The organism is Cellulomonas sp. NTE-D12 (assembly GCF_027923705.1).
Classification (GTDB): Bacteria; Actinomycetota; Actinomycetes; order Actinomycetales; family Cellulomonadaceae; genus Cellulomonas.
Genome location: NZ_AP026442.1, coordinates 2,532,460 through 2,554,495, shown reverse-complemented (window position 1 = coordinate 2,554,495; position 22,036 = coordinate 2,532,460). Strand labels below are relative to the sequence as shown.

Here is a 22,036-nt window from a genome sequence, read left to right as displayed (position 1 = left end):
CCCGCCCGGCGCGCGGCCAGGGCCGTCCTCCCGCTGCTCTCGGCCGGGGCGCTCCTGGCCGGCTGTGCCGCGGGCACCGCAGCGACCGTGGAGCCGACGTCGGGGGGACCCGCCTCGTCGGCCTCTGCTGTGCCCAGTGAGAGCGCACCAGCCGACTCGCCGACGCCGACGGCCTCCCCGACGCCGACGCTGACGCGCCCGGCGTCGACGCCCTCCGCCTCGGCCAGCGCGACGCCGAGCCCGACGCCGACGCGGACGGGTCCGGACACCCGTCAGCAGGTCCCGGTGATCACGACGTACTCGGGGTGGCAGCAGTCGAACGGGACGATCGTCGTCGGTGCCTACGTCGCGAACCTCGTGGAGAACGGCGGCCAGTGCACGGTGACGGTCGACGGACCTGCCGGCGCGCACTTCACCTCCAGCCGCAACGCCGTGGCCGACGCCAAGACGACGGCGTGCGGTCAGCTGGCGGTGGCGGTGCAGACGTCCGGCACCTGGAAGGCATCGGTCCAGTACTCGTCAGCGACCTCTCGAGGGACGTCGTCCGTGGTGGAGGTTGTGGTCCCGTGAAGGTGCGCTCGCGTCTCGGTCTCGTCGCACGGGTGGGGGCGGCCGCCGCTGCGGTCGTCGCCATCGCGGCGACGCTCGTCTCCGCGCCCGCAGCACCGTCGACCGCGGCCAACCTCGCGATGTTCCGCGCGGGCAACATCATCAGCGACTCGGTGTTCTTCGCCGGAACCGTGTGGGGGCAGACCAACGTCCAGCAGTTCCTCGACGCCAAGGGGTCCGGGTGCACCGTCGGTGCGGACGGCACCGCGTGCCTGAAGAACTACCGGACCACCACGAACACCCGGACCCCCGACAACCGGTGCCCCGGTGGGTACACCGGCGCGACGGACGAGCTCGCCTCGGCGATCATCGCCAAGGTCGGCGCCTCCTGCGGCATCAACCCCCAGGTCATCCTCGTGATCCTGCAGAAGGAGCAGGGGCTGGTGACGACCACGGGCGCGGCAGCGGTCGCGTCCCGCTACCAGAAGGCGATGGGGTACGGCTGCCCGGACACGTCCGTGTGCGACAGCAAGTACTACGGGTTCTTCAACCAGGTGTACCAGGCGGCGTGGCAGTTCAAGAACTACGCGCTGAACCCGACGGCCTTCGGCTACCGCGCCGGACTGACGAACACGATCCTCTACAACCCGAACAAGGACTGCGGTTCGTCGCAGGTCGTCATCGAGAACCAGGCGACCGCCGGTCTGTACAACTACACGCCGTACCAGCCGAACGCCGCCGCGCTGGCAGCCGGATACGGCACCGGTGACGCCTGCTCCGCCTACGGGAACCGGAACTTCTGGAACTACTTCAACGACTGGTTCGGCTCCTCGACCGACCTCATGCCGGCGGCGCGGTCGTTGGTGCGGGCGTTGTACGTGGATCTGCTGGGTCGTGAGGGTGAGCCGGCTGGGGTCGAGGGTTGGGCTGGTCTGGTGGTGTCGGGTGCGTCTGCGGGGCAGATGGTGACGGCGTTGACCGGCTCGACGGAGTATGCCCAGCTGCGGGTGACGGCGGCGTACAAGCAGGTGCTGGGTCGTGATCCGGATGCGTCGGGTCTGGCGGGGTGGGTGACGGCGATCCAGCAGGGCCGGGTGGGTCCTGATGATGTGGCGCGGTTGTTCTACGAGTCGCCGGAGTTCTACCTGTTGGCGGGTAACGAGGATCACGCGTTCGTGACGCGGTTGTACGAGCGGATGCTGGGTCGGGAGCCGTCGGCGGCGGAGGTGGCGTACTGGGTGGCGCGGGTGCCGTCGTTGGGCCGTGGTGGTGTGGCGTACACGGTGTGGCAGTCGATGGAGGCGGCCCAGCAGCGGTCGGCGGCGTACTACCAGACGTTCTTGGGTCGGGCGCCGGAGTGGAACGGGATGGTGTATTGGGCGCAGGTGATGCTGGCCCAGGGTGAGTCCGCGGTCCGGGTCGGTATCGCGGGTTCCACCGAGTACTGGCAGCGCGCCATCACCCGGTACCCGTGACCAGGAACCGAGAAGCTCGGCGGGTCAGGAGCTAGCCCCGCACGTGGCGGTGGTACTCCTCGTCCCGGATCGCATTGGCTGCCGCCAGGGCCAGCTCGTCCCGGCGCAGCGACTGCGTCCGGGCCAGGATCCACCCGACCGTGAGGAGCAGCATCCCCACGGTGAACGCGGCCACACCGGCGATCAGGCTCGGGAACTTGGCAACCGCGCCCGTGTGGAGGTAGTCGACCAGTGCGATGCCCACCATCACGGCGCTGAAGAGCAGCCACGGCGTCGCCAGCAGGCTGAAGGCAGGCAGGGGCCGGTTGTCCCGGTAGAGGCGCAGGATCGACCTCAGGATGGCCCAACCGTCGGCATAGGTGGAGAGCTTCGACACGGAGCCCTCCGGCCTGGCGGAGTAGGCCCCGGGGATCTCGGTGTAGGCGAGGTCGAGCGCGACCGCGTGCGCAGCGATCTCCACCTCGACCTGGAAGCCGTGGGACCGGACCGGCATCGAGGCGACGAAGCGTCGGCTCAAGGCCTTGTACCCCGTGAGGATGTCGCGGAGCCCGATGCCGGTGAGGCGCCTCTGCAACGTGGTGAGCGCGTTGTTCCCCCACTGGTGCCCGCGCCGGTACTCGTCACCGGCGGTCTCCTGGATGACGCGCGAGACGTTGACCAGGTCGTAGCCCTCGCAGAACACGAGGTGGACCAGCGCACGTGCGACGGACGGGTCGTAGGTGGCGTCGCCGTCCACCATCAGCGTCACGTCGTGGCTGCTGTGCTCCAGCAGCCGGCGCACCGCCCGGCCCTTGCCCTTGATCGGCACGCGGATGACGTCCGCGCCGGCCTCCCGGGCGCGCTCCGTCGTCGCGTCGGTGCTCATGTTGTCGGCGACGAGCACGACGACGTCCGGCAGCTCCTTGCGGAAGGCGCGCACGACCTCGCCGACCGTCTGCTGCTCGTTGTGGCAGGGAACCACCAGCAGGACGGTCGCCTGGGCGCACCGGTCACAGTCCGAGGGGACGACGGTCGCGGCAGCGGGGCGTGGATCAGATGACATGGAGAACCTCGGGGCTGGCGACGGGCCGCAGGGTCAGCGACCGACCCAGGGTAGTCGAGGCGTGCGGGACGGACCGTCGCGGTGACCTAGCATGAGGGCTTCCCGAGCGAGCCCTGTGTGCTCCCGCACGCCCGGGTCCGACCACCAGGGCCGGGCTCCGTCGACCAGGAGAGTGAGATGGAAGTGCGCGCTGCAGCCGGCGGCTCTCGGTCCAGGTGGGCCGCCGCCCTCGTCGTGCTAGCCGTCCTGCTGCTCTCGGCGGCGACCGTCGTGCGCTACACGGTCGACTACCTCCAGGCCGACGGCGTCCAGCAGTCCGTGATGTCGGTGCAGGACGTCGATCTGTTCTTCTGGGGTCAGAACCGTTTCGCGGCGCTGGTGTCGGCGCTGGCCAGCCCGGTGGCGAACCCCGTCGCCAACCTGGTGCTGTGCCTGATGATCAACGCGGTCGCGTTCCACGTCGTCCTGCTGCTCCTCGCGTCGATGGGCTCGAGGGTGGTGACCGGCGCGCGTGGCATCTGGCCCACCGCCCTGCTCTTCCTGGTGATGACCGCGTCCGTGCACGCCGTCATGGCTCCGGCGAAGCTGCACATCTTCGCCCTCGAGAGCCAGCCGTACTCGGTCTCCTGGGGCGCCGCCCTCGGCGCGTTCCTGCTCTGGAAGCGCCGGACCTGGTGGACGATGCTGCTCGCGGTGGCGCTCGTCGGCGTCGCGGTCGGCGTCAACCAGTCCACCATCCTCGGTGCCGCGTTCCTCGCGGTGATCGAGGCGGTGCGTCGCCGGCAGTGGGTGCGGTGGCCCGTGTTCGGCGTCGTCTGGGGCGTGTGGTTCGGCGTCTGGGCGCTCCTCTCCGCGAAGTTCGGGGGGAACGCCGGTCCCATCCCGGATGCCAACCAGGAGTACTTCCGCTTCGACCTGCCGGCTCTGGTCAACGGCGCGTCGCACTCCGTGACGTCGATCTTCGAGGCGTTCCGGCCCGTGCGGTTCATCGCCCTCCTGGTGGTCGCGGCGCTGTGCCTGGTGCTGGTGCCGTCCGACCGCCGCTCGGCGCTGCTGCCTCGCCTCGGTCTCGCCACCGCGTTCGGTGGCCTGTACTGGGCGGTGTTCACGGGAAACCCGTGGGTCGCGGAGAACGGTTTCGTCGTCCGCTACTTCTTCCCCGTCGTCGTCCTGCTGCTCGTCGCGCTGGCGGCCTCGGTCGCCGCCGCACTCGTCGCGCTGACGCAGCTGGCGGTCACCTACGCGCCGAGGGTCCGCGCCGGTGGCGTCAGAGCCTCCGTCGTCCGCGGCATCGCGGTCGGCGCGACGGCTGTTGCCGCCGGCCTTGCGCTCGTCGGACCGGTGAGCGCACCGTCGAACGCCACCGTCCTCGTCCAGACGCGTGCGACCGCGGACTTCGCCCGCGCCAACGGCATCACGTTCATCAGTGGCTACTACTGGGACATGTGGCCCGTGCTGCACCGGGCGCTGACGGACGGGCGGCACGCCGCGTTCGTCGTCGCGTTCAAGAGCGGCGGAGACCCGGCGGCCTACCACCGCGCCTTCGACGCCGAGCTGGCTCGGCCGGGCCAACCGCCGCGGGCGATGTGCGTGAACGACACGCTCGACGTGTGCCGGACGTACCTGGACTACTGGACCCGGCCCGGCTGGGTGGACACCGGTGCGACGTGCCCGGTGCCCGGTACCTCGCCGCAGCTCGGCAGCCCGCCTGAGCGGTCGTGCCGCGTGCTGGAGTACAGCGGCGCAGCCGCCTGAGGTCGCCGTTCACCCCGGGAGCCGTCGCGTTCCGCACCCGGCGACCCCGCCTTGGTGACAGGCTTGGCCTACTGGGAGCCGGGGGGTCACCGTGGATCTGCAGCGCGTGCGGCGGATGCCGCTGGTCGTCGGCCTGTCGGCCATGGTCGGCGCCTCGCTGCTGGGTGGCTGTTCGTCCGGCTCCGGCGCCCCGTCCTCGTCGACCGCCGTGACTCTCACCCAGGCCGCCACTGCGCCCGCGACGTCGCCGACGCCCTCGGTGCCGACGACGTCGCCGAGCCCGGTGCCGGTCACCAGCCCCACTGCCGCAGCGGTGGCCCTGAGCGCTCAGGGTGTGGCGGGCCTCGGCTGGAACCAGGACGGCGCTCGGTCGGCGATCGAGAAGCTGCTCGGCCCGGCCGACCGGAACACCGACCTGACCGGGTGCGGGCTGCCAGGAGTGGCATGGCTCGGGTGGGGCGGCCTGAGCATCGGCTTCGAGGGTGAGCGGCTGTTCGCCTGGGACGTCGCGAACCATGCGGCGATCCCGTCCGGTGTGACGACTCCGCCGGGGCCACGTCTCGGCGACTCGCTGGCAGCGGCCGCTGCGCTGCCCGGGGCCGCCAAGCCGACCTACGACGACGTGATGCGGTACACGTCGGTCATCGTGCCGGCCACCGATCCGACCAGCCGACTGATCTTCGTGGCCGACGGTGCCGATCCGACCGGAGCCATCGTCCGGATCGCCGCTCCGAACAGCGTCGAGTGCCGCTAGGCCCCGGCGGAGATCGGGTCAGACGCGCTCGGCCAGGGTCGCGTCGAGGCGGACGAAGCCGACCTCGGTGCCGTCCGCCGTGACGCGGAGCCGCGCGGCCTCGCGCAGCCGATGGATCTCCGGACCCGTCGTCGACGCGATGGCACCGTGCAGGCTGTACGCGCCCTCGCCCAGCTGGAGGGCCGGGATGTCGAAGTCGAAGTCGCGCTCGCCGGTCAGACGGGGCATCGGGGTGCCCTGCAGCTTGGAGTTGGTGCCGTAGATCGTCTGTCCGGTCGCGCTCTCCACGCCGAACCCGAGGATCCAGTTGTCCAGCGGGCTCTCCGCGCGAACCCGGACCCGGACGGTCACCGGCGAGCCCGTCGCGACGACGTCGACGTCGGAGTCGTCCTGGAGCACCCGGACCGCCACGATCTCGGCCGCCGCCCGGACCTCGACGGCCTCGAGACGGCTGCGGTCGAGCTCTTCCTGTCGCATCTGGTCGAAGTCGGAGCGCAGCACGCGCAGGGACTCCAGCGGGGGACCGTCGGCCTTGATGTTGCCGTGCTCCAGCACGATGGCGCGGTCGCAGATCTCCGCGACCTGGTCAAGGCCGTGCGAGACGAGGATGATCGTCCGGCCCTCGTGCTGGAACTCGCGGATGCGGTCCATGCACTTGCGCTGGAACGGCTCGTCACCGACGGCCAGCACCTCGTCCACCAGCAGGATGTCCGGGTCGACGTGAACGGCGACCGCGAACGCGAGCCGCATGTACATGCCGGAGGAGTAGAACTTCACCTGCGTGTCGATGAAGGGCTCGATCCCGGAGAAGTCGACGATCGAGTCGAAGTACTTGTCGGTCTGGGAGGTCGACAGACCGAGGATCGACGCGTTGAGGTAGACGTTCTCGCGGCCGGTGAGGTCGGGGTGGAAGCCGGCGCCGAGCTCGAGGAGGGCGGCGATCCGACCGCGGACGCGGACGGTCCCGGAGTTCGGCTGCAGGATGCCGCCGATCACCTTCAGGAGGGTGCTCTTGCCGGACCCGTTGGGTCCGACGAGCCCGACCGTGGTCCCCGACTCGATGTGCATGCTGATGTCGCGGAGGGCCCAGAAGTCCTCCTTGTGGAGGTTGGACCGCCCGAAGTTGACGATCCGCTCCTTGAGCGACTTCTCCTTGCGGATGACGAAGCGCTTGGAGACGTCCTCGATCTCGATGACGGTGGGGGCGGCCACTACAGCTCCTGTGCGAAGTTGCCCTGCAGACGCGCGAACACGCGCTGCGCGACCAGCACCAGGACCGCGCCGACCGCGAGCGCGATCCAGAGGCTGCCGGCGAGCCCGCCGGGGGACAGCTGGGAGTCGCCGCCGACCCAGAACACCCGCTGGAAGCCGAGGACCGCGAGCGTCACGGGGTTGGCGAGGTAGAGGGACTTGATCGTGTCGCTGTGCACGGTGCTGGCGACCTGGTGCCACGCGTAGACGATCGGCGAGGCCCACATGGCGATCATCAGCGCGATCTCGACGAGGTACTGCACGTCCCGGAGGAACACGTTCACCGCGGACAGCAGGAGGGACCACGCAAGGGCCCAGACGATGATCACGGCCAGCGCGAGCGGCAGGTACAACCAGCGGATCCCGGTCGGGACCTGACCCGCGACGATCGTGGCGGTGAACAGCACGACGAGCTGGATCGCGAAGTTGAACAGCGATGATCCGAGGCTCGCCAGCGGGAAGATCTCCCGCGGCAGGTACACCTTCTTGATGAGCCCGGCGTTGCCGACGATGGAGCCGGTGCCCGTCGTGACCGTCTCGGAGAAGAGCCCCCAGGCTGTCAGGCCGGTGTAGATGAAGATCGCGAAGCTGGGGACGGCCCGGGCGGCGCCGAGGAACTTGCCCAGGGCGATGTAGTAGATGAGCAGCATCGCGAGCGGCCGCAGCAGGCTCCACAGGAAGCCGAGCGTCGAGTCCTTGTACCGGGCCTTCAGCTCGCGGCGGATCAGCATGTCGAGCAGCTCACGGTGCGCCCACACGTCGCGCACCGTGCCGACGGTGCCGGCTGCCAGGCCGGGCTTCGGGCCCGTGACGTGCAGGGGCTGCCCTGCCAGCCGGGCGGCCCGCTCGTCCGCGATGGTCGTCATGGAGTCGCTCCGGAGTGGGGTGGTCGCCGACCGCTCGATCGGCCCCGACAGACTACCCGCCTCATGCGAGGGTCCCGTCCTCGTGCACCAGCCGCCACAGCTCGTCGGCGTACTGCTCCCAGCCGGTGGCAGGTCGCTCGCGCGCCTCGGCGGTGAGCCGGCCGTGCAGCTCGTCGTCGACGAGCAGACGTTCGAGCGCCGCGGCGAGGTCACCGTCGTCCCGGGGGTCGACGAGGAGCGCGCCTCCACCGCCACCGATCTCCGCCATGCTCCCGAAACGGGACGTGATGGCGGGTGTCCCTGCCGACAGCGACTCCGCCACGGGAAGGCCGAAACCCTCGTTCAGCGACGGGAAGACCGTGCACCGCGCCAACCGGTAGGCCGCCCAGAGCATCGCGTCGTCGAGCCTGCTGACCGACTCCACCGGGCGGCCCTCGCCTATCAGGCGCTTGAGGGTCGCGCGGAAGTCCTCGCTGTTCCAGGAGTTCCCGCCGACGAAGGTCAAGCTGAACCGCAGTCCCTTGCGCCACAGCAGCTCGGCGGCGTGCAGGACGGCGAGGTGGTTCTTCCTCGGCTCGTGGCTGCCCACGCAGAGCACCAGGGGAAGGTCCGCGACCACGAACCGGCGCCGTGCACGCTCGAGATCCTGGTCGGACGCCTGCGGCGCGTGCTCGGGCAGCGCGAGCGGCATCACCTCGGGTCCCGGCAGACCGGCGCCGCCGAGCATCCGCGTCCACCCGCGGTACTCCGTCGCCGCGGCGTCGGAGATGGCGACGACGCGGTCGAAGTGCGCGACCGCGGCGAGGTTGAGCGCGAAGACGGCAGCGAAGCCACGCGCCGAGGTCTCGGGTGAGGTCAGTGGCACGCAGTCGAACCCGATGACGCCGCAGCTGGTGGGCGAGTGCTCGGCCAGCGCCTGGAGAGAGGCGCAGCGTCGCGGCTGGATCGCGAGCTCCGGCAGGACGTAGGTGCCCCGCCAGGGAACGACCACGCGTTCCCGGGTGCGCCGTGGCTGGCCACCACGGACGACCTCGGGCCGCGGCGCGAGGTTCAGCGCCGCGTCCCGCGCCGCGTCGTCGAGCGGGACGAGCCCGTCCATCTCCGACGTCCACCCGACGGCCAGGGCCTCGGGCCGTGTGCGCCACGCCCGGCCCACCTCGCGCGCTACCCGCTGGATGCCCGTTCCGAGGGGGTAGAGCACCAGGTCCCCCATGTCGACGAGCGTCCGGCCGACCACCACCTCGACGTGGCGCCGGGCGGACGCCGGCGTCGCCAGGGTGTGCGCCGCCGACAGCACCGCCGCCGACCCCTCGAGCTGGGACCGGCGCCGCGCGACGACGACGTCCGAGGCGGTGGGGAGCCTGCCGGAGAGGACAGCGAGCGCCAGCCACGTCTCAGCCGTGCCGGACCGGTCCAGGACCGCGACGAGGCGTTGACGGTGCGCCGTGGCGTCGCCGGAGAGCGGCACGTCCGGCTCGAGCACCCGAAGGAGCGTGTCGACCCGTGACCGCCACTCGTCGCGAGGCACCGTCGGGGGCCGGTGCCGCCGGGCCACGCCCTGGATCAGGCGCGTCAGCGGGGCGCTCATCCGACCTCCTCCTCGACCAGGGCCTGCCAGAGGTCGGCCGCGTAGTCGTCCCACGTGCGCCGGGGACGGTTCGCCGCCTGCGTCCGCAGCTCGTCGACCAGCCCCGGCTCGGTGATCATCCGACGCAACCCCTCGACCACGCTCTCGTCGTCACGGGGGTCGACCGTGAGGCAGCCCCCTGCGGCCGCGATCTCGCCCTGGCTGCCGTAGGCGGTGGTGAGAACAGGGGTACCGCAGGCGAGCGACTCGGCCACGGGGAGCCCGAAGCCCTCGTGCAGCGAGATGAACACCGAGAACGACGCCGAGCGCAGCAGCTCCCACAGCTCGTCGTCGCCCATGGACCGGCTCCACTGCAGCGGCCGGCCGTCGCGGTCGAGCCGCTCGAGGGTTTCCTGCACGTGGTGAAGGTCCCAGCCAGGGCCGCCGACGAGGTGCAGGTCGAACTGCAGGCCCTCCCGCCAGAGCCGCTCAGCGGCGAAGAGGAGAGCGTCGTGGTTCTTGTGCGGCTCGAGCCTGCCGACGGCGACGACCAGGGGCCGGGGTGGCTCGGCACGGTGCCAGCCGCTCGGTGCCGGAGGCACCTCCGTCGGCAGGAGGACCTCGACGACGTCGGGCCCGGCCAACCCCTGGCTGGCCAGCGCGGAGGCGTAGCCGGCGAACTCCTCGGACGCCGAGCCGGAGATCCCCGCCACGCGGTCGGTGTGCTTGATCAGCGCCAGGTAGGCCGCGAAGCCGTTCGGCTCGCCGAGCGGCCGCAGGTCGGCGCTCACCACGGGGATGGCGTCGTACCCGATGGCCACGACGCGGTTCCCGGAGAACTCGGCGAGGGCGGCGAGCGGCGGGCACCGATCGGGCAGCGGAACCTCCGCCAGCACGAGCGTGGTGCGCCAGGGCACGACGAGCTCGGTCATCCGATCCGCCTCGTAGGACGGCTCCACGACGACCGAACGCAGGCTCTCGTCCCACCGCGCCGCGAGGTCGTGCTCCGTGGGAGTCAGCGTCCGGGTGGCGCCCGAGGTCGCCGTCCACGCGACCAGGTGGATGGCGTGGTCGGCACCCCAGCGGGAGACGACCTCGCGAGTGGTCCGCTGGATCCCGTTGTGGAACGCCGATCGGGCGCACATGTCGACGTCGACGACCACGCCGGTCTCGATCCGGAGCTGCCGGTCCAAGGAGTGATGGCGCGCCGCGAGGCCGTGGGCCCTGTCGAGCACGGTGACGGTCAGCTCCTCGGCGTCCTCCAGGTCGGCGGCGCGCAGCAGGTGGCGGACGTCCTCGGGCACCGGGAAGGCTCCCGCGAGCGCGGTCAGCGTCAGCCAGGCCAGTCGCGCGTCGACCGTGCCGGCGAGCTCGCGGACCAGGGCCTGCAGGCACGAGTCGGCGTCGCTCACGGGATCGGGAGCGGGGGGCGGAGAGGTCTCGAGGGCCGCGTCGGCGGCAGCGCGAAGCCTTTGTCCGAGGGCCACCGCGAGCTCGGAGGCTCGGGCGTCCTCGGTCGACGTGGACCGCATCAGCGACCCAGACCGCGCACGGCTCGCAACGGCGCCGTGATCCGCCACGAGAGCGTGGCTCGAGTCGCCTGCAGCTCCTTCTCGAGCGCCGCGATCCGCTGCTGGTCCTCTGCCCGCCCGGCCGGTGGTGCGTCGGACCGCTCGGCCCACCGGGTCAGCGCCCTCGACCGCCAGCGGACGAGCTCGTCGGTCAGGCTCGAGTTCTCACCGGTCAGGCGCTCGATGGTGTCGCGACGGGTCCGGTCCACATCGGTGTCGTACTCGTCGAGCGGCGACGCGGGGTAGCTCAGCAGCGGCTGCAGCTCGGGGTGCTCCGCGGAGCAGTAGAACCGCGAGAGACCGTCGAAGAAGCAGAACGTGTAGCCGGCCGCGAGGACGATGTCCTCCCACTCGCCGTGCGTCGGCTCGGTCGAGCGGGGAGCCGTCGACTCGATGACGAGGACCCAGGGCTTCCAGCGCGTCAGGTCGACGCTGCGCAGCACCTGCAGCTCGGCGCCCTCCACGTCGACGACCATGAAGTGGATGTCGGTGCCCTGCCAGCCGGCCTCGTCGAGCACGTCGTCCAGACGGCGCGCCGCGACGGTGACGTCCTCGCTGGTGAAGCCGTCCGCGGCCTGGCGCGCGCTGACGTCGTCGACCAGCGTCGACAGGCCCGTGTCCGCAATCAGGTGCAGCGTCACGGTGCCGACGGCGCCGTCGGTGATCGCGGCCTCGACCAGCGTGTCCTCGGGGCGCTCCCTGCGCTGCGCGTCGGCGAAGGCGGGCACCGGCTCGACGGTGATGCCGCGCCAGCCCTGGTCGTAGAAGCCGCGGGTCACGGAGAACAGCCGAGGGTCGTTGGCGCCGACGTCGACGTACCTGCCCTCCGCCACGTCGTGCAGCGCGCGCCAGAGCACGACGTCCTCACGGTTCTGGGCGTACGAGACGAAGGGTGAGCCGGGCACGTCTGGATCATACGGGTGACGAATCCCGCGCCTGGGGGGCCGGCACCTCGTCCACGACCCCTCCAGGAGGGGAGCCGGTAGGCTTGCACGGCCCGATCCCTGTCACCTCTGAGGAACCATGCCCCGCGCACTGATCACCGGAATCACCGGCCAGGACGGCCTCTACCTGTCCGAGCTCCTGCTGTCGAAGGGGTACGAGGTCTACGGGTTGATCCGTGGCCAGAACAACCCCAAGCGTGAGCTGGTCGAGCAGACCGTCCCGGGTGTGAAGCTCCTCACCGGTGACCTGATGGACTTCTCGTCGCTGCTGCGCGCGCTCGAGACGGCCCAGCCGGACGAGGTCTACAACCTCGGTGCCATCTCGTTCGTTGCCTACTCGTGGGAGAACGCGCACCTGACGGCCGACGTGACGGGCAAGGGTGTTCTGAACATCCTCGAGGCGGTGCGGCTGTACGCGCACGACGACGTGTCGAGGGTCCGCTTCTACCAGGCGTCCAGCTCCGAGATGTTCGGCAAGGTGCAGGAGGTCCCGCAGCGCGAGACCACGCTGCTGTGGCCCCGCTCGCCGTACGGCGTGGCGAAGGTGTTCGGCCACTACATGACGATCAACTACCGCGAGTCGTACGGCATGCACGCCTCGAGCGGCATCCTGTTCAACCACGAGTCGCCGCGCCGCGGACCGGAGTTCGTCACCCGCAAGATCTCGATGGCCGTCGCGCGCATCAAGCTCGGGCTGCAGGACCACGTGACTCTGGGCAACCTCGACGCGAAGCGCGACTGGGGCTACGCCGGCGACTACGTCGAGGCGATGTGGCGCATGCTGCAGCAGCCCGAGGGCGACGAGTACGTCGTGGCGACGGGGGAGACCCACTCCATCCGGGACTTCCTCGACCGGGCTTTCGCCCACGTCGGCATCGAGGACTGGGCGCCGTACGTCAAGCAGGACCCGCGGTTCATGCGGCCGGCCGAGGTCGAGCTGCTGATCGGCGACCCGACCAAGGCGCACGAGAAGCTCGGCTGGGAGCGGAAGGTCGACTTCCCGCAGCTCGTCGCGATGATGGTGGACAACGACCTGCAGGAGCAGCAGGCGCTGGCCGGTCGGTGACCGCGTGACGGTCGCCTTCATCACCGGTGTCGCCGGCCAGGACGGCACCCTCCTCGCGGAGCAGCTGGTCGGCGAGGGTGTGGACGTGCACGGCATGGTGCTGCCCTCCGACGACCGCTCCCTGGTCGCCGACCGGCTCCCACCAGGCGTCACGCTGCACGTCGGCGACCTCGCGGACCACGACGGGGTCGCGCGGCTCCTCCGGGAGACCGAGCCGGACGAGGTCTACAACCTCGGCGGCATCAGCTCGGTCGCCTTCTCCTGGCAGCAGCCGGCGCTGACGGGCGCGGTGAGCGGGCTCGGCGCCGTGCACGTGTTCGAGGCGGCGTGGGCCCTCCAGGAGTCGTCCGGCCGACAGGTCCGGGTGGTCCAGGCGTCGAGCGCCGAGATCTTCGGGCAGCCGGAGCGCACGCCCCAGGACGAGCGGACCGCGGTGCGGCCGATCTCGCCCTACGGCGCGGCCAAGGCGTACGCGCACCAGATGGCCGCGGTGTTCCGCTCCCGGGGGATGCACGTGGCGACGTGCATCCTCTACAACCACGAGTCGCCGCTGCGACCGGAGACCTTCGTCACGCGCAAGATCACCGCGGCGGCCGCCCGGATCGGTCGGGACCGGTCCGGCGTGCTGACGCTGGGTGACATGTCGGTCCGCCGGGACTGGGGCTGGGCGCCCGACTACGTGGACGCCATGGTCCGCGCGGTCCGCCACGACGTTCCGGACGACTTCGTGATCGCCACCGGTGTGACGCACTCGGTCGAGGAGTTCGTCGCCACGGCGATGGCGGCCGCGGGCGTCGACGACTGGCACCGCCACGTCGCGGTGGACGAGTCGCTGGTGCGCCCGGCGGATGCAGGTGTACAGGTAGGCGACGCGCGACGGGCGCACGAGGTGCTCGGGTGGTCTCCGACCGTCTCGTTCGACGAGATCGTCGCGCGCATGGTGCGGCACGACGTCGAGATCGCAGGGGGAGCCGCATGAGCGGGGAAGAGCCCGAGGTGACACCCGGTTCGGTGTCCGTCGTGCTGGTCAACTACAAGGGCGCCGAGGACACGATCACGTGCCTGCAGCACCTCAAGGAGGTGGACTGGCCGGCTCACCTGCTCGAGCTCGTCGTGGTCGACAACGACTCCGGCGACGGCAGCGTCGAGCTGATCCGCGCCGCGGTGCCGGACGCCGTCGTCGTCGAGGCCGGCTCCAACACCGGCTTCGCGGGCGGCTGCAACCTCGGGGTCGCGCACGCGTCGGGCGAGTTCGTCGCGTTCCTCAACAACGACGCGCGCCCGGACCGGCAGTGGATCGCCGCAGCCGTCGGCACGCTGCACGAGGACCCGCGCATCGGCGCCATCGCGTGCAAGGTTCTGGACTGGGACGGCGAGCTGGTCGACTACGTCGACGGCTCCCTGACCTGGTTCGGCATGGGCTACAAGCGTGAGGTCGGTGCGCCCGACGACGCGGCGTTCGACCAGCCGAAGGACGTGCTGTTCGCGACCGGTGCGGCGACGGTGATGCCGACCGCCGTGTTCCGCGAGGTCGGCGGGTTCGACGAGCGGTTCTTCATGTTCTACGAGGACGTCGACCTCGGCTGGCGGCTCAACCTGCTGGGCTACACCGTGCGGTACGAGCCACGGTCGATCGCGTACCACCGTCACCACGCGTCGATGAACAAGTTCGGCGAGTACCGCGAGGCGTACCTGCACGAGCGGAACGCGCTGATGTCGATGTACAAGAACCTCGACGACGCGTCGCTCGCGCGGGCGCTGCCGGCGGCGATGGCGCTCGCGATCCGCCGAGCGATCGCCAGGACCGACGTCGACGCGACCGCGCTGGACCTGCAGCGGTCCCCTCAGGACGAGCGGGTCGAGGACCTCCAGCTGCCCAAGATGGCGCTGACCAGCACCTATGCGATCGACGCCTTCGTGGAGAACCTCGAGGGGCTGGCGGCGGACCGCGCCGAGCTCCAGGCGAAGCGCCGGCGCAGCGACCGGCAGCTGTTCCCGCTGTTCCGGCACGCGATCGAACCCGCGTACGGCTACCCGGCGTACCTGCGGGCCCATGCCGACCTGGTCAAGGCGTTCGGGATCGACCGGCACTTCGTGGCGCGGCACCGGATCCTCGTCGTGACCGGTGAGCCGCTGCAGGACCGGATGGCCGGCCCGGCGATCCGGGCCTGGGAGATCGCCGCGGCCCTCTCGAGCGAGCACGACGTGCGGCTCGTCTCGACGGCGGGCTGCCGTACCACCAGCGCGCAGTTCGAGGTCGCCTACGCGACCGGGCGGGCGCTGCAGGACGCGACCGAGTGGGCCGACGTCATCGTCTTCCAGGGGTTCCTGCTCGAGGCGGTGCCGTGGCTGAAGCAGAGCTCGAAGATCATCGTGGCGGACGTCTACGACCCGATGCACCTCGAGCAGCTCGAGCAGGCGCGCGACCTGGGCGCCGGCGGCAGGGTGCTGGCGGTGCGCGAGACGACCCGGGTGCTGAACGAGCAGCTGCGCCGCGCCGACTTCCTGCTGTGCGCGTCGGAGAAGCAGCGTGACTTCTGGCTCGGGCAGCTCGCCGGTCAGGGACGGGTCAACCCGTCCGTGTACGACGAGGGCATGAGCCTGGACAACCTGATCTCCGTGGTGCCGTTCGGCATCCCGGACGAGGCCCCCGTCCAGCAGCGGTCGGCGATCCGCGGCTCCGTCAAGGGCATCGGCCCGGACGACAAGCTGATCATCTGGGGCGGCGGCATCTACAACTGGTTCGACCCGCTGACGCTGCTCCGCGCCGTGCACAAGCTGAGCGCCGCGCACCCGGACGTCCGGCTCTTCTTCATGGGCCTGAAGCACCCGAACCCCGGCGTGCCCGACATGCGGATGGCCTGGGAGGCCCAGCAGCTGTCGGACGAGCTCGGCCTCACCGGCAAGCACGTGTTCTTCAACCACGGCTGGGTCCCCTACGCCGAGCGGGCGGACTACCTGCTGGACGCGGACGTCGGCGTCTCGACCCACTTCCTGCACGTCGAGACGGCGTACTCGTTCCGGACCCGGATCCTCGACTACCTGTGGGCGTCCCTGCCGATCGTCGCCACCGGCGGCGACACGTTCGGGGAGATCATCGCCGAGCACGGCCTGGGCCGCGTCGTGCCCGAGCGTGACGTCGACGCCCTGGTCGTGGCGCTCGAGGAGATGCTGTACGACTCGGACGCGGCGCAGGCTGCGACTCGGAACGTGCGGGAGTTCGCGCACGAGATGCAGTGGAGCTCGACCCTGCGGCCGCTGGTGGAGTTCTGCCGCGACCCGAGGCGCGCGGTCGACCTCGCGTCGAGCCTCGAGGAGCCCGAGCTCGCCGGTCGCGCCTTCGCGAAGCCTCGTCCGACGATGAAGACCGACCTCACCCTGGCGCGGCAGTACATGCTCGCCGGTGGTCCTCGCGAGGTGGTCCGGAGAGCCGGGGGGCGCATGCGGCGCGTGCTCGGCGAGGCCTGGCGCGGTTCGGGGCCCGAGGAGGATCTCTAGCGCTCACGTCGTCGGGGCACGCCGGACCTGCGTCCGGTACGCCCCGACGGCGCGAGCCGGTCAGCGCAGCGGGTTCACCCGGCCCGCCAGCCGGCGAGCCCTGCGGGCCCGCAGCTCCCAGACGCGCGCCGGTGCCTCGCGGTGGATCTGCGTCAGCCGCGCGACGAGGGCCTGGGCGGCAGCCTCGGGGGAGTGCAGCTCGGCGATGTCGGCCGCGGCACGGGCTCCACGGACGGCGGCGGCGGTCGGGTCGTCGAACACCTGACGCAGCAGCGCCGCGGCCGCGTCCACGTCCGGCTCCGCCCAGCGCGCCCCGGCCGGGTAGGGCTCCGTGTGCGGCGGCACCTCGGTGGGCGTCCACGGCACGAGGTACGAGTTCTCGTCCGTCATGAACTGCAGGTTGCCGGAGTAGCGCGTGGCGATCACGGGCTTGCCGTAGGACATGGCCTCCGCCATCGTCAGGCCGAGGCCCTCCGAGCGGTGCAGGGACGCGTACGCCGCGCAGCCCTGCACCAGCGCGTCGCGGCCGCCGCTGCTCAGGTAGTCCTCGACGAGGACGACGTCCGGCTCGTCCCGCACCAGCAGACGCAGGCGCTCCGCATCGCCCACCCGCTTGTCCGCGTTGATCGACTTGATGACCAGCATCGGGCCGGTGCCGGGCTGGAACGCCCGGCGGAAGGCCTCGACGAGGCCCATCGGGTTCTTGCGCTCGACCGTGCTCAGGTGGTCGAACATGAACAGCACGTACGGACGGTCGGGGGGCAGTCCCAGCTCGGAACGCTCCATCGGGACCGCGGGGCGGCGCTGCGGCAGCGGCGGGGTCACCGTGTGGACCGGCAGGTCGGTGTGCGGAGCGATCGCCTCGCGGACGAAGTCGCTGGCGACCCAGATCTCGTCGAGGTGGCTGAACCCGCCGTGCATGGTCGCGGGGAACTCCTCGACCTCCCAGAACCACTGGCCGATGCGGTAGGTGTCCGCGAACCAGGGGAGGTCCTCCAGCACGGGGCCCACCTGGTCGGCGTTCACGCACAGCAGGGTCGTGTCGTAGACCGTCTGGCGGTCGGTGGCCTCGGGGACGTCGAGCTGCTGGCGGGAGTGGAGGTAGCGATCCACGCTGGTCGTCGACGTCGGCACCGACGTGGTGCCGAGCGCGTCCAGCACCAGGCGCGCGGCCTCGCCGACCCCGAGCTCACCACGCAGGTACCCCACGACGTTGACGCCGAACGGTCGTCCGCTGCGCCCGGACAGCCAGAGCCGGGCGGCGGTGGGTCGTGCTGCGCGCGAGGTGGCGCCGGGGACCGCCGACCGCGCGACGGCGAGTGCGGCGGCGACGAGCTGGGCGTCGTTCTGGTCCTCCTGGCCCGCGTGCAGGGCCGCCCAGTCGAGCAGGCGCGACGTGTCGGACCCCGGGACGAAGGGGTACCGCCGCTGCAGGTCCGGACGTTCCAGGTAGATCGCGTACAGGTAGCGCGTGATCGGCGGACCGTCGCCCGGCACCACCTCGTTCAGCCACTGCGTGAAGGCCTGGGGGGCGTCCTGGTCGAACGGGTCCGGCGGCGCGGCACTCTCGCCTGCACGCCATTCGAGGACACCCTCACGGAACGCTCGCCGCAGTGCCGGGTGCAGGGCGATGCCGTCCGCCGTCCGTGCGAACCGGTCCTCGGCGGCACCGGCCGCCTCCGCCGCCGCGGCGAGGCGCTCCGCGTGCGAGCGCGCCAGCTCGGCCAGGTCGGTGTGCTCGGACAGCAGCGCGCGGGCGAGCTCGGAGTCGGTCGTGGACAGGAGCCAGGGACGCGACGGGTCGAACGACGTCAGGTCGACGGCGGTGACCGGTTCACCGTCGAGGGTCCAGCCGTCGCCGTGCACGACCTTCGAGCCGGGGCCGACGTTCCACCGGGACAGCACCGTGGACGCCGGCAGCACCGCGTGGCGGCGCACGCTCACGGCCGCCTGCCAGGGCGTCGAGTGCCCCGGGTCGGACAGCTCGATCCACTGGTCCAGCACGCGTGCGGCGTCCGGTCCCACGGCCAGCAGGACGGAGTGGAACGCGCCGGCGGCCTGAAGGTCCGACGGAGCGGGGCGCGCGCCGTCGTCCGGCGGCAGGTCGTCACGGCGGGCGACCACGGCGATCCCGTCGCGATCGGCGGCCTCGACGACGTGCTGCAGGTCGCCCACCACGCGCACGCCGGGCCACAGGAAGAGGGCCGTGGTGCGGTCGGCGACCAGGTGGCGCAGCAGCCGCGGGACGAGCCAGGAGACCAGCGAGATGTCGTCCGCCAGCATGCCGGCGGCGTGCAGGTCGGCGTCCGGCACGTCGATGTCGGTCGTGGACAGCACCGTGCCGTCGTGCCAGGAGGAGGCCGAACCGTCGACGTCGACGACGTGGAGATCGGCGTCCGGGTGGTGCTCCCGCACCGAGTCGAGCGTGGCCCGCGCCGCCGGAGCGAGCCGAGCGGTGACCACGGTGCAGACGTGCACCAACCGAGTCCTCCCGTCCAGAGGCTTGCGAGCCTAGACCGTCGGCCAGTCCCCCACCCGTCGAGACCGACCGCGTCGCACCCCCCGTCAGCGCCGCTGAGCAGAGTCTAGAGTCGCCGCGTGGCAGACCCCGTCCGCGTCGCGCTCACGGTCGAGCAGTGCTGGCAGCGCGTCCCCGGCGGGTCGGGCACGTACGTCGCGGCGCTCACCGAGGCGCTCGCGGGGCGCACGGACCTGGACCTGGTCGGCCTGGCTGCCCGGCACGCCGAGGGCGTGGAGCCCCGACCTGCACCCAGCGGCCCCGTCCGGCACTCTCCGCTCCCTCGCATCGCGCTGTACGAGGCGTGGAACCGGCTGCGGCGCCCGCTCGCGGAGTCCACCACCGGTGCGGTCGACGTCGTGCACGCCACGACCTGGGCGCTCCCGGGGCACCGCGCGCCGCTGGTGGTGACGGTCCACGACCTGGCGTTCCTGCGGGACCCCGCGCACTTCACGCGACGGGGCAACGGCTACTTCCGGCGGGCGCTGGACCTGGTGCGGGCCGAGGCGGCGCAGGTGGTGGTCCCGTCCGCCATGACGGCTCGGGACTGCGCCGACGCGGGCATCGACCGGTCCCGGGTCACCGTCGTGCCGCACGGGGTGCGCGCCCGGGAGGTGTCCGAGGCGGAGCGCGTGGCGTGGCGACGCCGGTACGGGGTCGACCGCCCGTACGTCCTGTGGTGCGGAACCCTGGAGCCCCGCAAGAACGTGGATCGCCTGGTCGCCGCGTTCGCCGCCGCGCGGGCTGCGGGGACCCTGGACGCGGACCTGGTGCTCGTGGGCCCGAGCGGCTGGGGCGACGCCGAGAACCGCGTGGCCGACGCCCTGACGCACGTGCCGCCCGGCTCGGTGCACCTGCTCGGACGGTTGTCCGACGAGGACCTCCAGGTCGCCTACTCCGGTGCGACCTGCTTCGCGTTCCCGTCGTTGTGGGAGGGGTTCGGCATGCCCGTCCTCGAGGCGATGGCGCACGGTGTGCCGGTGGTGACCTCGGCGGGCTCGGCGATGGCCGAGTTCGCCGGTGAGGTGGGGTGGACGGTGGACCCGACGGACGTCGACGCGATCGCGGCCGGTCTCGTCGCGGCTGCGACGTCCGGCACGGCCGGCCCAGAGTCCGCTCGGGTCGCCGCCCGGTACACGTGGGCGGCGGCGGCGGAAGGCCATGCGGAGGTCTACCTGCGGGCGGCGCTCTGACCGCTCCGGTGCGGCCTCGTCGGCCACCGAGGAGCTCAGCAGGTCAGCCGTCGCGACCCGTTGCCGATTGGGGCGGCGCGTGCCCGGGACGCTACGTTGACCGTCGGACCAGGGGTGAACGGTGCTCCGCGGCCGGTGCGGAGGGAGCGTCGATGCGGGTCCTTCTCGATGCCACGGCCATCCCGGTCGAACGCGGCGGTGTGGGCCGCTACGTCGACGAGCTCGCCGCGCACCTACCCGGGGCCGGCGTCGACGTGGCCGTGCTGGCGCAACGTCGCGACGTCTCCCACTTCACCGCGCTCCTCGGCGCCGGCCGCGTGGTACCCGCGCCCGGGCCCGTCGCCCGACGTCCGGTGCGGCTCGTGTGGGAGCAGCTCGGCCTGCCGCTCCAGGCGTGGCGGTGGCGGCCGGACGTGCTGCACAGCCCCCACTACACGATGCCCGTCCTGGCGGGCGTGCCCGCGGTGGTCACGCTGCACGACGCGACGTTCTTCAGCGACCCGGATCTGCACCTCCCGACGAAGGCGGCGTTCTTCCGTGCGGCGACCCGGGTCGCGGTGCACCGCGCCGACGCCCTCGTCGTCCCCTCCGCCGCCACCAGGGACGAGGTCGTCCGGTACACGGGCGCGGATACCGCGCGCTTCACCGTCGCCTTCCACGGCGTCGACGCCTCGCGCTTCCATCCGGCCGGCGAGGAGGAGCAGGCACGGGCGCGCGGCCTGCTCGACCTCCCCGACGGCATGCCGTACCTGGCGTTCCTCGGCACCCTCGAGCCCCGCAAGAACGTGCCGGCCCTGGTCCGGGGCTGGGTGAAGGCGTGCCAGGGGCTGGCGAACCCGCCGGCCCTGGTGCTCGCCGGAGGCCCGGGCTGGGACCCGGACATCGAGCAGGCGGTGCAGTCCGTGCCGCCGCACCTGGTGCTGCGCAGGCCTGGCTACCTGCCCGTGGACGCCCTCGCCGGGTACCTGTCCGGTGCGGCGCTGGTCGTCTACCCGAGCCTCGGCGAGGGCTTCGGCCTGCCCGTCCTCGAGGCGATGGCCAGTGGCGCGTGCGTGCTGACCACCCGCCGGCTCTCCCTGCCCGAGGTGGGTGGGGACGCGGTCGCCTACTGCGAGCCCGACGTCGACGCCATCGGCGTCGCGCTGGGGGAGCTGCTGGCCGAGCCGGCACGTCGCTCGGCGCTGGCCGCCGCGGCCGTCGAACGTGCCGGGACGTTCACGTGGGCGGCCGCGGCCGAGGCGCACGCGCGGGCGTACACCTCGGCGCTGCGCCGGAGGGGTCGCACGGGCTGACCCTGCGGTGCCTGCCGCGGCGGCCGTTCAGCCGGCGAGTTGCTCGGCGAACGCCCGCGTCTGCTCCCAGGTGGGCAGCAGGCCCCGCTCGGCCGCCTCGAGCAGCGTCGGCGCCGCGGTGTCCTTGTCGGACAGCTGGGGCGTCACCGGGCGTCCCGCGCGGTCGGTGGTCGGCCACTCGATCCCCACGGTGGGGTCCAGCGGGTGGACGCCGTGCTCTCGCGCCGGGGTGAAGGGCGTGCTGCACAGGTACAGCACGGTCGAGTCGTCCTCCAGCGAGAAGAACGCGTGGCCGAGCCCTTCGGAGAGGTAGATCGCACGACGGTCGACGTCGTCGAGCAGCACCGTGTCCCACTGCGCGAACGTCGGCGATCCCACCCGGACGTCGATGACGACGTCGAGCACGGCGCCCTTGGGGCAGGTGACGTACTTCGCCTGGCTCGGCGGGACGTCCGCGTAGTGGATGCCGCGCAGCACGCCGGCTGCGGACACCGAGCAGTTGCCCTGCGCGAGCCCGAACCGGTGGCCGACGGTCTGCTCGAACGCACCGCCCTGGAAGAACTCGAGGAACACGCCGCGGGGGTCCCCGTGCTGCACAGGCGTGATCTCCCACGCGCCGGGGATCGCGAGCTCGCGGTACGTCATGACATGTCCTTCCAGGCCGGTGGCGGCTGGCAGCCTACCGGCCCGGTTAG

At 71.9% G+C, this 22,036-nt stretch carries 17 protein-coding genes; 9 read left to right on the top strand and 8 right to left on the bottom strand.

Features of this window, described 5'->3' with window-relative positions:
• Positions 1 to 285: 285 nt before the first annotated feature.
• Positions 286 to 570: a hypothetical protein gene (locus tag QMF98_RS11770; RefSeq protein WP_337973209.1), complete on the top strand. Its 285-nt coding sequence runs from the start codon at positions 286 to 288 to the stop codon at positions 568 to 570.
• Positions 567 to 2,024: a DUF4214 domain-containing protein gene (locus tag QMF98_RS11765; protein ID WP_337973208.1), complete on the top strand. Its 1,458-nt coding sequence runs from the start codon at positions 567 to 569 to the stop codon at positions 2,022 to 2,024. The genes QMF98_RS11770 and QMF98_RS11765 overlap by 4 nt, the downstream gene beginning before the upstream one ends.
• A gap of 31 nt (positions 2,025 to 2,055) precedes the next feature.
• Here the strand turns inward: QMF98_RS11765 and QMF98_RS11760 are convergent, their stop codons facing one another.
• Positions 2,056 to 2,985: a glycosyltransferase family 2 protein gene (locus QMF98_RS11760; protein WP_337973207.1), complete on the bottom strand. Its 930-nt coding sequence runs from the start codon at positions 2,983 to 2,985 to the stop codon at positions 2,056 to 2,058.
• A 258-nt stretch (positions 2,986 to 3,243) separates the two neighbouring features.
• On the opposite strand from QMF98_RS11760, the gene QMF98_RS11755 reads away from it, so the two are divergent.
• Together QMF98_RS11755 and QMF98_RS11750 are read left to right on the top strand one after the other, a co-directional pair.
• The gene (locus QMF98_RS11755) at positions 3,244 to 4,821 is read left to right on the top strand and encodes a hypothetical protein (protein ID WP_337973206.1); all 1,578 of its coding nucleotides are present in this window, start codon (positions 3,244 to 3,246) and stop codon (positions 4,819 to 4,821) included.
• A 91-nt stretch (positions 4,822 to 4,912) separates the two neighbouring features.
• Entirely contained in the window at positions 4,913 to 5,575 is a 663-nt protein-coding gene (locus QMF98_RS11750; protein ID WP_337973205.1) for a hypothetical protein, read from the top strand.
• Between the two features lie 18 nt (positions 5,576 to 5,593).
• Here the strand turns inward: QMF98_RS11750 and QMF98_RS11745 are convergent, their stop codons facing one another.
• The 5 genes from QMF98_RS11745 to QMF98_RS11725 all read right to left on the bottom strand — a co-directional run bounded on the left by QMF98_RS11745 (position 5,594) and on the right by QMF98_RS11725 (position 11,735).
• Positions 5,594 to 6,787: an ABC transporter ATP-binding protein gene (locus tag QMF98_RS11745; protein WP_337973204.1), complete on the bottom strand. Its 1,194-nt coding sequence runs from the start codon at positions 6,785 to 6,787 to the stop codon at positions 5,594 to 5,596.
• Positions 6,787 to 7,692: an ABC transporter permease gene (locus tag QMF98_RS11740; protein ID WP_337973203.1), complete on the bottom strand. Its 906-nt coding sequence runs from the start codon at positions 7,690 to 7,692 to the stop codon at positions 6,787 to 6,789. Before QMF98_RS11740 ends, QMF98_RS11745 begins: the two co-directional genes overlap by 1 nt.
• Positions 7,693 to 7,753: 61 nt before the next feature.
• A complete protein-coding gene (locus QMF98_RS11735) occupies positions 7,754 to 9,280 on the bottom strand; it encodes a glycosyltransferase family 4 protein (RefSeq protein ID WP_337973202.1) in 1,527 nt (508 codons plus the stop codon).
• Positions 9,277 to 10,671 carry a glycosyltransferase gene (locus QMF98_RS11730; protein ID WP_337973201.1) on the bottom strand — a complete coding sequence of 465 codons (1,395 nt, stop codon included), beginning with the start codon at positions 10,669 to 10,671 and terminating at the stop codon, positions 9,277 to 9,279. Before QMF98_RS11730 ends, QMF98_RS11735 begins: the two co-directional genes overlap by 4 nt.
• A gap of 119 nt (positions 10,672 to 10,790) precedes the next feature.
• Positions 10,791 to 11,735, bottom strand: a complete 945-nt coding sequence (locus tag QMF98_RS11725) for an FkbM family methyltransferase (RefSeq protein ID WP_337973200.1) — start codon at positions 11,733 to 11,735, stop codon at positions 10,791 to 10,793.
• A 118-nt stretch (positions 11,736 to 11,853) separates the two neighbouring features.
• Here QMF98_RS11725 and QMF98_RS11720 point away from each other — a divergent pair, with 118 nt between their 5' ends.
• Genes QMF98_RS11720 through QMF98_RS11710 form a run of 3 tightly spaced genes read left to right on the top strand, consistent with a single transcriptional unit; the run spans position 11,854 to position 16,338 of the window.
• The gene (locus QMF98_RS11720; RefSeq protein WP_337973199.1) at positions 11,854 to 12,840 is read left to right on the top strand and encodes a GDP-mannose 4,6-dehydratase; all 987 of its coding nucleotides are present in this window, start codon (positions 11,854 to 11,856) and stop codon (positions 12,838 to 12,840) included.
• Between the two features lie 4 nt (positions 12,841 to 12,844).
• Positions 12,845 to 13,819, top strand: coding sequence for a GDP-mannose 4,6-dehydratase (locus tag QMF98_RS11715; protein WP_337973198.1), 975 nt, complete (start codon positions 12,845 to 12,847; stop codon positions 13,817 to 13,819).
• Positions 13,816 to 16,338 carry a glycosyltransferase gene (locus tag QMF98_RS11710; protein WP_337973197.1) on the top strand — a complete coding sequence of 841 codons (2,523 nt, stop codon included), beginning with the start codon at positions 13,816 to 13,818 and terminating at the stop codon, positions 16,336 to 16,338. Before QMF98_RS11715 ends, QMF98_RS11710 begins: the two co-directional genes overlap by 4 nt.
• 60 nt (positions 16,339 to 16,398) lie before the next feature.
• Here the strand turns inward: QMF98_RS11710 and QMF98_RS11705 are convergent, their stop codons facing one another.
• Positions 16,399 to 18,816 carry a glycosyltransferase gene (locus QMF98_RS11705; RefSeq protein WP_337973196.1) on the bottom strand — a complete coding sequence of 806 codons (2,418 nt, stop codon included), beginning with the start codon at positions 18,814 to 18,816 and terminating at the stop codon, positions 16,399 to 16,401.
• Positions 18,817 to 18,936: 120 nt separating this feature from the next.
• On the opposite strand from QMF98_RS11705, the gene QMF98_RS11700 reads away from it, so the two are divergent.
• Together QMF98_RS11700 and QMF98_RS11695 are read left to right on the top strand one after the other, a co-directional pair.
• Entirely contained in the window at positions 18,937 to 20,049 is a 1,113-nt protein-coding gene (locus tag QMF98_RS11700) for a glycosyltransferase family 4 protein (protein WP_337973195.1), read from the top strand.
• A 152-nt stretch (positions 20,050 to 20,201) separates the two neighbouring features.
• Positions 20,202 to 21,341 (top strand): glycosyltransferase family 4 protein, encoded by a 1,140-nt coding sequence (locus tag QMF98_RS11695; RefSeq protein WP_337973194.1) that lies wholly within the window; start codon positions 20,202 to 20,204, stop codon positions 21,339 to 21,341.
• A gap of 27 nt (positions 21,342 to 21,368) precedes the next feature.
• On the opposite strand, the gene QMF98_RS11690 is transcribed toward QMF98_RS11695, so the two are convergent.
• Positions 21,369 to 21,986 carry a dTDP-4-dehydrorhamnose 3,5-epimerase family protein gene (locus QMF98_RS11690; RefSeq protein WP_337973193.1) on the bottom strand — a complete coding sequence of 206 codons (618 nt, stop codon included), beginning with the start codon at positions 21,984 to 21,986 and terminating at the stop codon, positions 21,369 to 21,371.
• Between the last annotated feature and the right edge of the window lie 50 nt (positions 21,987 to 22,036).

Excerpts from the sequence above, each read along its gene's own strand:
- QMF98_RS11755 (WP_337973206.1), top strand. The coding sequence starts at position 3,244 with ATGGAAGTGCGCGCTGCAGCCGGCGGCTCTCGGTCCAGGTGGGCCGCC.
- QMF98_RS11740 (WP_337973203.1), bottom strand. The coding sequence starts at position 7,692 with ATGACGACCATCGCGGACGAGCGGGCCGCCCGGCTGGCAGGGCAGCCC.
- QMF98_RS11735 (WP_337973202.1), bottom strand. The coding sequence starts at position 9,280 with ATGAGCGCCCCGCTGACGCGCCTGATCCAGGGCGTGGCCCGGCGGCAC.
- QMF98_RS11720 (WP_337973199.1), top strand. The coding sequence starts at position 11,854 with ATGCCCCGCGCACTGATCACCGGAATCACCGGCCAGGACGGCCTCTAC.
- QMF98_RS11710 (WP_337973197.1), top strand. The coding sequence starts at position 13,816 with ATGAGCGGGGAAGAGCCCGAGGTGACACCCGGTTCGGTGTCCGTCGTG.
- QMF98_RS11695 (WP_337973194.1), top strand. The coding sequence starts at position 20,202 with ATGCGGGTCCTTCTCGATGCCACGGCCATCCCGGTCGAACGCGGCGGT.
- QMF98_RS11690 (WP_337973193.1), bottom strand. The coding sequence starts at position 21,986 with ATGACGTACCGCGAGCTCGCGATCCCCGGCGCGTGGGAGATCACGCCT.